At 72.1% G+C, this 14047-nt stretch carries 9 protein-coding genes; 3 read left to right on the forward strand and 6 right to left on the reverse strand.

Annotated elements, in window-relative coordinates; all coding sequences use genetic code 11:
- Positions 1–97 precede the first annotated feature (97 nt).
- The 6 genes from LG391_RS20255 to LG391_RS20280 form a co-directional block, all read right to left on the reverse strand.
- A complete protein-coding gene (locus LG391_RS20255) occupies positions 98–784 on the reverse strand; it encodes an XRE family transcriptional regulator (protein WP_225769858.1) in 687 nt (228 codons plus the stop codon).
- Positions 785–872: 88 nt separating this feature from the next.
- Positions 873–1472 (reverse strand): sarcosine oxidase subunit gamma, encoded by a 600-nt coding sequence (locus tag LG391_RS20260; RefSeq protein WP_225769859.1) that lies wholly within the window; start codon positions 1470–1472, stop codon positions 873–875.
- Positions 1465–4428: a sarcosine oxidase subunit alpha family protein gene (locus LG391_RS20265; RefSeq protein ID WP_225769860.1), complete on the reverse strand. Its 2964-nt coding sequence runs from the start codon at positions 4426–4428 to the stop codon at positions 1465–1467. Before LG391_RS20265 ends, LG391_RS20260 begins: the two co-directional genes overlap by 8 nt.
- Entirely contained in the window at positions 4425–4691 is a 267-nt protein-coding gene (locus LG391_RS20270) for a sarcosine oxidase subunit delta (protein WP_225769861.1), read from the reverse strand. Before LG391_RS20270 ends, LG391_RS20265 begins: the two co-directional genes overlap by 4 nt.
- Before the next feature lie 10 nt (positions 4692–4701).
- Positions 4702–5952: a sarcosine oxidase subunit beta family protein gene (locus tag LG391_RS20275; protein WP_225769862.1), complete on the reverse strand. Its 1251-nt coding sequence runs from the start codon at positions 5950–5952 to the stop codon at positions 4702–4704.
- A gap of 95 nt (positions 5953–6047) precedes the next feature.
- Positions 6048–6992: a GlxA family transcriptional regulator gene (locus LG391_RS20280; RefSeq protein WP_225769863.1), complete on the reverse strand. Its 945-nt coding sequence runs from the start codon at positions 6990–6992 to the stop codon at positions 6048–6050.
- 168 nt (positions 6993–7160) lie between these two features.
- On the opposite strand from LG391_RS20280, the gene LG391_RS20285 reads away from it, so the two are divergent.
- The 3 genes from LG391_RS20285 to LG391_RS20295 all read left to right on the forward strand — a co-directional run bounded on the left by LG391_RS20285 (position 7161) and on the right by LG391_RS20295 (position 14035).
- Entirely contained in the window at positions 7161–10460 is a 3300-nt protein-coding gene (locus LG391_RS20285; protein ID WP_225769864.1) for a DUF2126 domain-containing protein, read from the forward strand.
- Positions 10461–10488: 28 nt separating this feature from the next.
- Entirely contained in the window at positions 10489–12978 is a 2490-nt protein-coding gene (locus LG391_RS20290; RefSeq protein ID WP_225769865.1) for a circularly permuted type 2 ATP-grasp protein, read from the forward strand.
- A 175-nt stretch (positions 12979–13153) separates the two neighbouring features.
- Positions 13154–14035 (forward strand): transglutaminase family protein, encoded by an 882-nt coding sequence (locus tag LG391_RS20295; protein ID WP_225769866.1) that lies wholly within the window; start codon positions 13154–13156, stop codon positions 14033–14035.
- Positions 14036–14047 lie beyond the last annotated feature (12 nt).

Raw genomic sequence — 14047 nt, forward strand, 5'->3', positions numbered from 1 at the left:
GGCCGCGCCCTTCATCCGTCATGTCCGATGAACGGATGCTACGGCCCCGGCCTCCTGGCCGTCAACCAAGAAGAAATCAATTTTCCTGTCAGGAAACTCACTCCCGCGGATAGATGATGATCGAGAGATAGGTCATCGGCCGCTCGATCAGCTCCTCCGGCCCGTGCGGCGCGGCGGCGTCGAAGAACAGGGCGTCGCCCGGCCCCATCGGATAGACCTTGTCGGCGTGCCGGTAGGTCAGCCGGCCGGTGAGCATGTAGATGAACTCGATGCCCTCGTGCTGGAACATCGAATAGGGCTCGGCCGTCTCCGACAGGGTGATCAGATAGGGCTCGCAGACGATGTCGCCCGACAGCGAATGGCCCAGCAGCTCGTAGCGATGCCCGGCCTTGGTGCCGCGGCGTTCGATCGCCGCCCCCTGCCCGGCGCGGACATAGGAGCAGTCCCGCCGCTCCTCGAAATCGGCGAAGAAGCTGGTCAGCGGGGCGTTCAGCGCCCGCGCCAGCGCCTGCAGCGTCGACAGCGAGGGCGAGATGCCTCCGTTCTCGATCTTCGACAGCATGCCCGGCGACAGCCCGGCCTCGGCGGCGAGCTCGGCGGCGGTGATCTGCAGCCGCTGGCGCAGCGTGCGGATCTTGCGCCCGATCGCGGCTTCGAGCGACAGCGGCTGCGTCGCCGGCGCGTTCGAGCCGGTGGTCAGCGGCGCCTCCTCGGCCGGCACTGTCGCCTCGGAAACGGCGGCGGGCTTCCCGTCCGCCCTGGTCCGCGTCGCTGTCTTCGCCATGCTCGCTCTCTCTGCGCGGGACCGCGGCCCGCCATGGCGTTACAGCATCGCAAGCAGGCCGCGCCGCGTCCAGAGCGGCGGGCAGACCTTAGCCGGCCCCGACCGCGCAGCCGAACTCCGCCGCGGAGGCGTCGAGCCAGCGCCAGAGGCTGCCGGCGAAGCTGCGGTAGACCGCGATCTCGTATGTCGGCCGGTCGTCGAGCTGCCAGAGCTGGGCACCGATATGGGCGATCACGGTCACCGCCGCGTCGCTCGGGGCGAAGGCGCGGGGATGCAGGTCGAGGCCGACCCCCTTGATCAGCGTGTCGCGGACACGCGGGCCGGAGACGTGCAATACGGCGAGGCCGTTGCTCTGGTCGCTCACGGCCGCGAAGCTGCCGATGGCTTCCGAAAGCTCGCGGGCGAGGTCGCGGCCGTCCTCGGCGGCGGTCAGCCATTGGCCGGGGCCGGACCAGATAAAAGCGAGCCCGCCCTGCGCCACCCGCTTCGGCGCGGTCGGCAGATCCAGGCCATACCGGGAGCGGATCGTGGAGGCGAGATCGCCGGCCCGGCCCTTGCGGGCGATCACTCTCGCCAAGGAGAGATCGTCGCGCGGCCGGACGGTGACGCCGGGATCGCCCTCGGCGCGGCCATGCCGACCCGGCGTCAGGAGGCCGGCGAAGGCGGATCGGGGGGCGAGGTCAGGCACGGAGACGCTTCCCTTCCGGGTCGTGGAACACGGGCGACACCACCTCGACCGCCACCTCCTCGCCGCGCACCGGGTCGCAGGCGCGGATGGTCTCGCCGATCCGCGCCGGGCCGCCGGAGAGCAGGCCGAGGCCGATCCAGTGGCCCAGCCCCGGCGAGAATGCGACCGAGGTCATGTGGCCCTGGTCGTTGGCCGCGGTGGCGGCGGCGCCCTGCGGGATGAAATGCGCCCCGGCCCGGAGGCGGCGCGACCGGTCGACCGGCCTGAGGCCGACCAGGGCCGGCCGCGCCGGGTCGGCCAGCCCCGGCCGCCCGGCCAGGACCCGGCCGATATAATCCTTCTTCGTCGACATCATGCGGCCGAGGCCGAGATCGGCGGCGGTGGTCTGACCGTTCAGCTCGTTGCCGGCGGCATGGCCCTTTTCGATCCGCATCACGCCCAGCGCCTCGGTGCCGTAGGGGACGACGCCGAGGTCGGATCCAGCCTGCATCAGCCGGCGCACCAGCGCGTCGCCATAGCGGGCCGGCACCGCGACCTCATAGGCGAGCTCGCCGGAGAAGGAGATGCGGAACAGCCGCGCGGCCGCGCCGCCGCAGACCGTCAGCTCCGCCGCGGCGAGATAGGGGAAGGCCTCGTTGCCGATGTCGAAGGGGGCGTCGACGATCCGGGCCATCAGCGCGCGCGCCTTCGGCCCGGCCACGGAGAACTGCGCCCACTGGTCGCTGACCGAGGTGAACTGCACGTCGAGCTCCGGCCACAGGCACTGGTGGCAGAACTCCATGTGCTGCATCACCTTGGCGGCGTTGGCCGTGGTGGTGGTGACCAGGAACCGGTCCTCGCCCAGCCGCGAGGTGGTGCCGTCATCCATGACGACGCCGTCCTCGCGCAGCATCAGCCCGTAGCGCGCGCGGCCGACCGGCAGCGTGTCCCAGGTGTTGATGTACAGCCGGTTCAGGAACTCCGCCGCGTCGGCGCCCTGCAGGTCGATCTTGCCGAGGGTCGAGACGTCGCAGATCCCGACCGCGGAGCGGACCTGCCTTACCTCGCGGCTGACCGTCTCCAGCCAGTCTTTTTCGCCGGGGCGCGGGAAGTACTGGGCGCGCAGCCAGGCCCCCGCTTCGACGAACACCGCCCCCTGCTCCACCGCCCAGTCATGCGACGGGGTCAGGCGGGTCGGGCGGAAGTCGCGGCCGCGAGCATGGCCGGCGAAGGCGCCCAGCGTCACCGGCGTATAGGGCGGGCGGAAGCGGGTGGTGCCGACCGCCTCGACGTCGCGTGCCGTGATCTCGGCCATGATGCCGATGGCGTTGACGTTCGAGGTCTTGCCCTGGTCGGTCGCCATGCCGAGGGTGGTGTAGCGCTTCAGATGCTCGACCGCGCGGAAGCCTTCGCGTTCGGCCAGCTCGATGTCCTTGTCGGTGACGTCGTTCTGGAAATCGACGAAGCGCTTGCCGCCGCCTCCCTTCACCCGCCAGAGCGGGCTGACGCCGGTGGGCTCCGGCGCCGTCTCCGGCGGCTCGAAATGCCCGCCGTCGAAGCCGCACTCCCGTGCGGCCTCGGCCCCGGCCCGACCGCCGCCGGCGAGGCAGCCGGCCAGGTCGAACTCTCCGGCGGCACTGCCGGCCACGGTCATGCCCACCGGCAGGTCGCCCGGCACGAAGGCGGCCAGCGTTGCGTTCCAGGCGGGGCGGCCGCCGAGATGCGAGGTCAGGTGGACGTTCGGGCTGAAGCCCCCGGACATGGCCAGCAGGTCGCAGGGCAGCGTCGCCGTCCGGTCCGACGCGTCGCGGATCTCGACCGCGTGCAGCCCGCGCGCGCCGCCGATGGCGCGGGTCACCACGGCGCCGGCCAGGAGCCGCGTGCCGGCCTGCCGCAGCGTCGATCCCGGCCGGGCGTCGACGATCGCTTCCACCGCCACCCCGGCGGCGGCGAGGTCGGCGGCCACGGCGCCGGCCGCATCGTTGTTGGTGAACACCATGGCGCGCCGCCCCGGCGCCACGGCATAGCGGTTGAGATAGGTCCGGACGGCGCCGGCCAGCATCACGCCCGGCCGATCGTTGTCGCCGAACACCAGCGGCCGCTCCAGGCTGCCGGCCGCCAGCACGCAGCGCTTCGCCACGATGCGCCACAGCCGCTGGCGCGGCGCGTGCGGCTCGGGCACCGGAAGATGGTCGCCGACCCGTTCGATCGCGCCATAAGTGCCGTGGTCGAACACGCCGAACACGGTGGTGCGGCGCAGGATCCGGACCTCCGGCAGGCTCTCCAGCTTCGCCTCCGCCGCTTCCGCCCAATCTGGTGCCGGCTGGTCATCCACCGTGCGGCGTTCGGACAGCAGGCTGCCGCCGAGCCGGGCGCCTTCGTCGCACAGGATCACCCGCGCCCCGGAGCGGCCGGCGGCCAGCGCCGCCGCCAGCCCGGCCGGGCCGCCGCCGATTACCAGCACGTCGCAGTGGATCGTCGCCTTCTCGTAATGATCCGGGTCCGGCGCTGTCGCGGCCCGGCCGAGGCCTGCGGCGCGGCGGATCAGCGGCTCGTAGACCCGCTCCCAGAACCGGGCCGGCCACATGAAGGTCTTGTAGTAGAAGCCGGCGGCGAAGATGGGGGACAGCCACCCGTTCACCGCCATCAGGTCGAAGCCAAGGGAAGGCCAGCGGTTCTGGCTTTGCGCCTCCAGCCCGTCGAACAGCTCGACCATGGTGGCGCGGCTGTTCGGTTCCCGCCGGGCGCCGCGGCGCAGCTCGACCAGCGCGTTCGGCTCCTCCGCCCCGGCCGAGAGGATGCCGCGCGGCCGGTGATACTTGAACGACCGTCCGGTCAATCCGACGCCGTTGGCCAGGAGGGCCGAGGCCAGGGTGTCGCCGGGATGGCCCGTGAGCTCGCGGCCGTCGAAGCGGAAGCGCAGCGTCGCCGAGCGGTCGATCAGCCCGCCGGTCGGAAGGCGGAAGGGCTGGCTCATCCCTGCCCTCCCCGGCCGCGGGCGTCGACGGCGCCGAGGATGCGGTGGTCGCGGGTATCGCGCGTCACCACCAGCCAGGAGCGGCAGCCGCCGCCGTGATACCAGTATTCCTGCAGCGCCCCGGCCGGGTTGTCGCGGCGATAGGCGTAGTCGACGAAGGCGTCGATGCCGGCATCCGGCGCCGGACGCCGGACGGTGGCGTCGCCGAGATAGCTGAACTCCTCCGCCGCGCGCTCGCCGCAATGGGGACAGGGGATCCGCATGGTCGCGTCCTCAGTGCAGGTTCGGCTGGGCGCCGACGCCCTTTTCGTCGATCAGGTGGCCGGTGGCGAAGCGGTCCAGGCGATAGGCCGCGTTCAGCGCATGCGGCGCGTCATGGGCGATGGTGTGGGCGAAGCACCAGCCCGAGGCCGGCGTCGCCTTGAACCCGCCATAGCACCAGCCGGCGTTGAGGTAGAGGCCGCGGACCGGCGTGCGGTCGATGATCGGGCTGCCGTCCATCGACATGTCCATCAGCCCGCCCCATTGCCGCAGCAGGCGCAGCCGGCCGAGCGCCGGCAGGATCGCGAGGCCGCCCTCGACCACATCCTCGACCACCGGCAGGTTGCCGCGCTGGGCGTAGGAGTTGTAGCCGTCGATGTCGCCGCCGAAGACCAGCCCGCCCTTGTCGGACTGGCTGACGTAGAAATGGCCGGCGCCGAAGGTGATGACGCCGTCGATCAGCGGCTTCAGCCCCTCCGACACGAAGGCCTGCAGCACATGGCTCTCGATCGGCAGCGTCAGCCCCGCCAGCGCCGCGACGCGGGAGGAGTTGCCGGCGCAGGCCAGGCCGACCTTGCCGGCGCGGATGGGGCCGCGCGTGGTCTCGACCCCGACCACGGCGCCGTCCTCGATCGCGATGCCGGTGACCTCGCAGTTCTGCACGATGTCGACGCCCCGGCTGTCGGCGGCGCGGGCATAGCCCCAGGCCACGGCGTCGTGCCGCACCGTGCCGCCGCGGCGCTGCAGCAGGCCGCCCTGGATCGGGAAGCGGGCGTTGTCGAAATCGAGCAGCGGCGCCAGCGCCCGCACCTGCTCGCGGTCCAGCAGCTCGGCATCGACGCCGTGCAGCCGCATGGCGTTGCCGCGCCGGGCATAGGCGTCGCGCTGGGCGTCGGAGTGATAGAGGTTCAGCACGCCGCGCTGGCTGACCATGGCGTTGTAGTTCAGGTCCTGCTCCAGCCCCTCCCACAGCTTCATCGACCATTCGTAGAAGGGGATGTTGCCGGGCAGCAGGTAGTTGGAGCGGATGATGGTGGTGTTGCGGCCGACATTGCCGCCGCCGATCCATCCCTTCTCCAGCACCGCGACGCGGGTGATGCCGTGCTCCTTGGCCAGATAATGCGCGGTGGCCAGGCCGTGCCCGCCGCCCCCGACGATGACCACGTCATAGTCCGGCTTCGGCGTCGCGTCGCGCCAGGCCGGCGTCCAGCCCGTCTGGCCCCTGAGGGCCTGGCCCAGCACCGAGAAGATCGAATAGCGCACGCCGCCTCCGCCCCTGCATCGCCTGCAGTATCGGAGAGACAGAGGTCGCGATTTGCCTCAGAACGTCATCCGCATGTCCTCTCGGGACAAGCCGTTCAGCCCTCGCGCTCCCGCGCCGGGGGATGGCCGAAACGGGTGCGGTAGCTGCGCGAGAAATGGCTGGCGCTGACGAAGCCGCAGGCCAGCGCCACCTCGGTCACCGACAGCGTGGTCTGGCGCAGATGCCGCCGGGCCGCGCGCAGCCGCAGATCGAGATAGTGCTCGGCCAGGCTGCGGCCGAGCCGGGCGCGGAACAGCCGTTCCAGCTGGCGCAGCGACAGGCCGGCGACCTCGGCCAGCTCCTGGCGCGACAGCGGCTCCTCGATCCGCTGCTCCATCGTCGCCAGCGCGGCCAGCAGGCCGGGATGGCTGACGCCGAAGCGCCGGCGCGGATCGAGGCGCTGCGGGTCGTCGCCATGCCGCAGCTGGGTGTGCATGAACCAGTCGGCGACCTGCGCCGCCAGCGCCGCGCCGTCGCGCTGGCCGATCAGGGCATGCATCAGGTCGAGCGCCGCGATGCCGCCGGAGCAGGTGAGCCGGCCGCGGTCGATCTCGAACAGATGGCCGCTGGGCTCCAGATCCGGGAAGCTCTCGGCGAACGCGGCGTGATGGTCCCAGTGCAGGGTGAAGCGGTGCCCGTCCAGAACCCCGGCCCGGGCCAGCAGATAAGGGCCGCCGGAGACGGCGCCCAGCGCAGTGCCGTGCCGCGCCAGGTCGCGCAGCCGGGCCAAGGTCGGCGGATGGTCGAATCCCTCGACCCCGGTGCCGGCACAGACCACCAGCAGGTCCGCCTCGCCCATCGCCTCCGGCGGCCGGTCAGGCGCGATGGCGATGCCGTTGGAGGCGCGCACCGGCCGGCCGTCCGGGCTGAAATGCAGCCAGCGGTAGCGGTCCCGCCCGCCCAGCAGGTTGGCAGCGCGCAGCGGCTCGATCGCCGCGGCATAGGGCATCAGCGGGAAGTTCGGGATCAGCAGGAAGCCGACCGTGTATGCCCCCTCCATCCGCATCTCCCCTCTCATGCCGATCAGCCGGGCGAAAGGGACGCGATCGGGCAGGCCGGGTCAAGCCTCGGGCAGCGGCGACGCTTGCACACTTCTTGCTAGGTGGACCGCGCCGTCTCACTCTCCGACAGCGGGACGTCCCGTGGTCCAGCCGAGGCAGGAGCGCCCGTGTCCATCGTTGCCGCCCTTCACCACGTCACCCGCTACCGCTACGACCGCCCGGTGGCGCTCGGGCCGCAGGTCGTCCGGCTGCGGCCGGCGCCGCATTCCCGCACCCGGATCCCGAGCTATGCGCTGAAGGTCACGCCGGCCAAGCATTTCGTGAACTGGCAGCAGGATCCGCACGGCAACTGGCTGGCGCGGCTGGTGTTTCCGGAGAAGGCGACGGAGTTCGCGATCGAAGTCGACCTGACGGCCGAGATGACCGTCATCAACCCGTTCGACTTCTTCATCGAGCCCTATGCCGAGACCGTCCCCTTCGCCTATCCAGCGGCGCTGCGGGCCGAGCTGGCGCCGTATCTGGAGGCGGAGCCGGCGGGCCCGCGCCTTGCCGCTTTCGTGGCGGGGCTGCCTCAGGAAGAGGCACGCACCGTCGACTTCCTGGTGGACCTCAACGCCCGGCTGCAGCGCGACATCCGCTACCTGGTCCGGATGGAGCCCGGCGTGCAGGAGCCGGAGGAGACGCTGGCGCTCGCCTCCGGCTCCTGCCGCGATTCGGGCTGGCTGCTGGTGCAGATCCTGCGCCGGCTCGGCCTGGCCGCGCGTTTCGTCTCCGGCTACCTGATCCAGCTGAAGGCCGACATCGACCCGCTGGACGGGCCGAAAGGCACCGACAAGGACTTCACCGACCTGCACGCCTGGGCCGAGGTCTACATCCCCGGCGCGGGCTGGATCGGCCTCGACCCGACCTCCGGCCTCCTGTGCGGCGAGGGCCACATCCCGCTGGCGGCGACGCCGCACTACCGCTCCGCCGCGCCGATCAGCGGCATGGTCGAGCCGGCGGAGGTCGAGTTCGACTTCGCCATGGATGTCTCGCGCATCATCGAGCCGATCCGCATCACCAAGCCGTTCTCGGACGAGGCCTGGCAGGCGCTGGACCGGCTGGGCGAGCAGGTCGATGCCGACCTCGCGGCGCAGGATGTCCGTCTGACCATGGGCGGCGAGCCGACCTTCGTCTCGACCGACGACTTCCAGTCGGCGGAGTGGAACACCGCCGCGGTCGGCCCGGCCAAGCGCGGCTTCGCCGACGCGCTGATCCGGCGGCTGCGGACCCGCTTCGCCCCGGGCGGCATGCTGCATTACGGCCAGGGCAAATGGTATCCGGGCGAGAGCCTGCCGCGCTGGGCCTTCGCCCTCTATTGGCGGCGCGACGGCAAGCCGGTCTGGCGCGACCCGGGCCTGATCGCGACCGAAGCCGCGCGCGCCGAGGCCGCCGGCGCCGCCGAGGCGGAGCGGCTGGCCGAGGGCGTCGCCGCGCGGCTCGGCCTCGCCGGCTATGTCGTGCCGGCCTATGAGGACCCGGCGCATTGGCTGCTGAAGGAAGGCGAGCTGCCGGCCAATGTCGACGCGCTGGACCCGAAGATCGCGGATCCGGAGGAGCGCGCCCGCATGGTCCGCACCTTCGAGCGCGGCCTCGCCGCCCCCTCCGGCTATGTCCTGCCGGTGCAGCGCTGGAACGCGCGCGACGGCGGGCGCTGGATCAGCGAGCGCTGGGCCCTGCGCCGCGGCCGGCTGTTCCTGGTGCCGGGCGATTCCCCTGTCGGGTTCCGCCTGCCGCTGAACTCCCTGCCCTGGGTGCCGCAATCGGTCTACCCCTTCATCGTGCCGCAGGACCCGTTCGAGGAGCGCGCGCCGCTGCCCGATTTCCACCAGCGCCGCATCCCGGCGGCCGCGGACAGCGATGCGCCGCCGCCGAACACCGTCCCCCAGCACGAGACGGCGGTCGAAGGCGTGGTCCGCACCGCGCTGAGCGTCGAGCCGCGGGACGGGGTGCTGTGCGTGTTCATGCCGCCGGTCGAGCGGCTCGAGGACTATCTCGAGCTGCTGGCCGAGGTCGAGGCCGCAGCCGAGGCGGCGGGCCTGCCGGTCCATATCGAGGGCTATCCGCCGCCGCACGACCCGCGGCTGCAGGTGATCAAGGTGACGCCCGACCCGGGCGTGATCGAGGTCAACGTCCACCCCGCCGGGTCCTGGCGCGACGCGGTGGCGATCACCACCGGCCTGTACGAGGAGGCGCGGCAGGTCCGCCTCGGCGCCGACCGGTTCATGACCGACGGCCGCCATATCGGCACCGGCGGCGGCAACCACGTCGTCCTCGGCGGCCCGACGCCCGCGGATTCGCCCTTCCTGCGGCGCCCGGACCTGCTGAAGAGCCTGGTGCTGTACTGGCAGCGTCACCCGGCCCTGTCCTACCTGTTCTCCGGCCTGTTCATCGGCCCGACCAGCCAGGCGCCGCGGCTGGACGAGGCGCGGCACGATTCCCTGTACGAGCTGGAGATCGCGTTGGCCCAGGTGCCGCAACCCGGTGCCGGCCCCCTGCCCCTGTGGCTGGTCGACCGGCTGTTCCGCAACCTGCTGGTCGACGTCACGGGCAACACCCACCGCGCCGAGATCTGCATCGACAAGCTGTACTCGCCGGACGGGCCGACCGGCCGCCTGGGCCTGGTCGAGTTCCGCTCCTTCGAGATGCCGCCCGACGCCCGGATGAGCCTGGCGCAGCAGCTGCTGCTGCGGGCCCTGATCGCCTGGTTCTGGCGCGAGCCGCAGCAGGGCGGGCTGGTGCGCTGGGGCACCGCGCTGCACGACCGCTTCATGCTGCCGCACTTCGTCTGGCAGGACATGCTCGACGTGCTGGCCGATCTGGGCCGGGCGGGGTACGCCATGGATCCCGCCTGGTTCGAGGCCCAGCGCCAGTTCCGCTTCCCGCTGCTGGGCCGGGTCGAGCATGGCGGCGTGGCGCTGGAGCTGCGCCAGGCACTGGAGCCCTGGCACGTGCTGGGCGAGGAGGGTACGATCGGCGGCACCGTGCGCTATGTCGACAGCTCTGTCGAACGGCTGCAGGTGCGGGCCGAGGGGCTGGTCCCCGGCCGCCATATCATCGCCTGCAACGGCCGCCGCCTGCCGCTGACCGGGACCGGCACCTCGGGCGAGGCGGTGGCGGGCGTCCGCTTCAAGGCCTGGCAGCCGGCCAGCGGCCTGCACCCGACGATCCCGGTCCACACCCCGCTGACCTTCGACGTGATCGATGCCTGGAACGGCCGGTCGCTGGGCGGCTGCGTCTATCACGCCGCCCATCCCGGAGGGCGCAACTACGACACCTTCCCGATCAATTCGTACGAAGCGGAATCGCGACGCCTCGCGCGGTTCCAGGATCACGGGCATACTCCGGGGCCGACGGGCCTGCCGCCCGAAGAGCGAACGAGCGAGTTTCCGTTGACCCTTGATCTCAGGACGCCGATTGGCCGGTGAAGCTTCGCTGCGCGCCGGGGAGGATGCGATGACGGCCCGGACCGCCGCCCGGCGCCTGCAGGACTGGATCGCCGGCTACACGCCCCTGCCCGGCGTGCCGGACGAGCTGGTCGGCCCGGACGGCAAACCGCGCGCCTATTGGCGGGACTTCCTCGACGTCATGTCCAGGCTGGCGCCGGCGGAGGCCGAACGCCGCTTCGCCGCGGCCGACCGGCACATCCGCGACACCGGCGTGTCCTATCGCGTGCATGGCGAGAGCGGCGAGCGATCCTGGCCGCTGAGCCGCGTGCCGCTCCTGGTCTCGGCGGCGGAGTGGCGCGAGATCGAGGCCGGCGTCATCCAGCGGGCCGAGCTGCTGGAGACCGTGCTGCGCGACCTCTACGGCGACGGAAGGCTGGTGGCGGACGGGGCGCTGCCCGCCGCGGCGGTCGCCGGCAGCCCGGACTTCCTGCGCCCGCTGCACGACGTGACACCGCCCGGCGGCCGGTTCCTGCACCTCTACGCCGCCGATCTCGGCCGCGGCCCGGACGGGCGCTGGTGGGTGCTGAGCGACCGCACCCAGGCGCCGTCCGGCGCCGGCTATGCGCTGGAGAACCGGCTGATCCTGTCCCGCGCCCTGCCGGCGCTGTACCATGAGATGAATGTCGAGCGGCTGGCCCCGTTCTTCGGCGCGCTGCGCGCCGGGCTGGCGGCGGTGGCCGACCGGTCCGATCCCCGCATCTGCCTGCTCAGCTCCGGCCGCTACAGCGAGACCTATTTCGAGCAGGCGCATCTGGCCCGCTATCTCGGCCTGATGCTGGTCGAGGGCGACGACCTGGTGCTGCATGACGGCCGGATCCATGTCCGCACCATCGCCGGGCTGAAGCGGGCCGACGTGCTGTGGCGCCGGGTGGACGCCGATTTCTGCGACCCGCTGGAGCTGAACACATCCTCGCGGCTGGGCGTGCCGGGCCTCCTGGAGGCGATCCGCGGCGGCCAGGTGGTGGTGGCCAACATGCCCGGCGCCGGGCTGGCCGAGGCCCGGGTGCTGCTGAGCTTCCTGCCGGCCTTGTGCCGCCGCCTGCGGGGCGAGGACCTGAAGCTGCCGAACGTCGCCACCTGGTGGTGCGGCCAGCCGCAGGAGCGCGAGACGGTGCTGGCCGCGCTGCCCGATCTGGCGATCGCGGCCGCATTCCGCGCCACCGTCCCCGGCTTCCCCGGGCAGCCCTCGGTGCTCGGCGCCGAGACGCCGCAGCGGGCGCGGCTGGAGGCGGCGATCCGGACCCGCCCGGTCGATTATGTCGGGCAGGAGGTGGCGCGGCTGTCGACCACCCCGGCCTGGCAGGACGGCAAGCTGGTGCCGCGGCCCTTCGTGCTGCGCGTCTTCGCCGCCGCGACGCCGGAGGGCTGGAAGGTGATGCCGGGCGGCTTCTGCCGCATCTCCGACCAACCGGATGCACGCGCCGTGTCGATGGGCCAGGGCGTGCAGACGGCCGATGTCTGGATCCTGGCCGACCGCCCGGTCGAGCCGACCTCGCTGCTGCCGCGGCAGGACCGTGTGCCCATACGCCGGATCGCCGGCAACCTGCCGAGCCATGCCGCCGACAACCTGTTCTGGTTCGGCCGCTACCTCGAACGCGCCGAGGCGACGCTGCGGCTGGTGCGGCGGCTGTGCTCCAGTCTGATCGAGGCCGACCCCGCCGCCCAGGGCGGCGGCCGTACCCTGGACCGTCTGCAGAGGCTGCTGGTCGCCTGGGGCGCCGTGCCGCGGCCGCAGCCGGGTGACAGCGCCACCGCCGTCGCCGCCTCGGCCCTGAACCAGGCCGAGAATTACGGCGCCGCGATCTCGCTGGTGCGCTCCGCCCGCCGCGCCTCCTCCGGCATCCGCGAGCGGCTGTCCGCCGATTCCTGGCCGCTCCTGGCCGAGCTGGAGGAGCGGCTGGGCGAACCCGGCGAGGCACCGCTGTCGGAGGGCGAGACCTTCCACCGCGCCGACCGTGCGCTGCATGTGATCGCCGCCCTGTCCGGCCTGGCGCAGGAGAACATGAACCAGGTCGCCGGCTGGCGCTTCCTCGACATGGGTCGGCGGATCGAGCGCGGCATCAACACCTGCCGCTTCGCCCGATGCCTGGCCGAGACCGACACCACCATCGACGACCTCGACGCGTTGCTGGATCTGGTGGATTCCCAGATCAGCTACCGGTCGCGCTACGTCATCGGGCCGGCCCCGGCGCCGGTGCGCGACATGGTGGTGCTGGACCCGTACAATCCGCGGGCCGTGGCCTTCCAGGCGGAACGGCTGCTGGAGCATCTGCGCGCCCTGCCGTCGCTGCGCGAGGACGGCATGCCGGAGGCGCCGCTGCGGCTGGCAGCCATCATCGCCAGCACCCTGTCGGCGGCCCAGGCCGAATCCCTGGACAACGGCCAGATCCTCGGTTTCGAGCAGAAGCTGATGCAGCTGTCGGAGGCGGTCGCCGACCGCTACTTCCTGCAGGGCCGCCACGCCGCGCGGCCTGAGAAGCTGACGGGGCTGTATTGATGCTGGCGGGCGAAGAGGACGAACGGTTCCGTTCCTATCGTTTCCTGTCATTGCCGGGCTTGACCCGGCAATCCAGGGGCCATCCAGAGTGGCATCGGCAGCCCCTGGATGCCCGGGTCAAGCCCGGGCATGACAATGGGAGGGGACGAGCGGATCGGTCTCGGAACTCTCCGCCATGATCTACGACATCCGCCACCTCTCGACCTATGCCTATGAGACGCCGGTCAGCTTCGCCCGCTGCGTGCTGCGCCTGCTGCCCAGCGACCGGGCGGAGCAGCGCGTGCTGTCGCGGTCGATCGAGGTCAGGCCGGTGCCGGCCGCCTCCGCCGCGCGCCGCAGCTTCTTCGGCAACGACGTCGTCACCGTCACCATCGAGGCCACCCATCGCGAGCTCAAGGTCGACGCCCGGTCGCGGGTCGAGGTGACGCGCGACACCGGCGACCTGCTGCGCCGGGCCAGCCGGCCCTGGGAGGAGGTGCGGGAGCGCGCCTTCGCCGCCGCGACACTCGCCCCTGCCTCCCCCGCCCATCACCTGTATCCGAGCCGGCTGGTGCCGATCCTGGGGCCGCTGTCGGCCTATGCCCATGTCAGCTTCCCGCCGGGGCGCCCGATCCTGGAGGCTGCGACCGAGCTGATGCAGCGGATCAAGGCCGACTTCACCTACGACCCGAAGGCGACGGCGGTCTCGACCCCGCTGATCGAGGCCTTCGAGAGCCGCCGCGGCGTGTGCCAGGATTTCGCCCACATTATGATCGGCTGCCTGCGCGGCGTCGGCCTGCCCGCCGCCTATGTCAGCGGCTATCTGCGCACCCTGCCGCCGCCCGGCAAGCCGCGCCTCGAAGGGGCGGACGCCACCCATGCCTGGGTCTCTGCCTGGTGCGGGGAGGAGTTCGGCTGGCTGGGCTTCGACCCGACCAACGCCGTGCTGGTCGAGAACGACCATATCATCCTGGCCAACGGCCGGGACTATGCCGACGTCTCGCCGATCGACGGCGTCATCCTCGGCGCCGGGTCGCAGGCGTTGAGCGTGGAGGTGGACGTCGTCCCGGTGCGCTGAGGTCCCGCGTTC

The sequence above is a fragment of the Inquilinus sp. Marseille-Q2685 genome (genome assembly GCF_916619195.1).
GTDB lineage: Bacteria > Pseudomonadota > Alphaproteobacteria > DSM-16000 > Inquilinaceae > Inquilinus.

Bases quoted from the DNA above. Each gene is read 5' to 3' on its own strand.
- LG391_RS20255 (WP_225769858.1), bottom strand. From the start codon at position 784: ATGGCGAAGACAGCGACGCGGACCAGGGCGGACGGGAAGCCCGCCGCC.
- LG391_RS20265 (WP_225769860.1), bottom strand. From the start codon at position 4,428: ATGAGCCAGCCCTTCCGCCTTCCGACCGGCGGGCTGATCGACCGCTCG.
- LG391_RS20270 (WP_225769861.1), bottom strand. From the start codon at position 4,691: ATGCGGATCCCCTGTCCCCATTGCGGCGAGCGCGCGGCGGAGGAGTTC.
- LG391_RS20280 (WP_225769863.1), bottom strand. From the start codon at position 6,992: ATGGAGGGGGCATACACGGTCGGCTTCCTGCTGATCCCGAACTTCCCG.
- LG391_RS20290 (WP_225769865.1), top strand. From the start codon at position 10,489: ATGACGGCCCGGACCGCCGCCCGGCGCCTGCAGGACTGGATCGCCGGC.
- LG391_RS20295 (WP_225769866.1), top strand. From the start codon at position 13,154: ATGATCTACGACATCCGCCACCTCTCGACCTATGCCTATGAGACGCCG.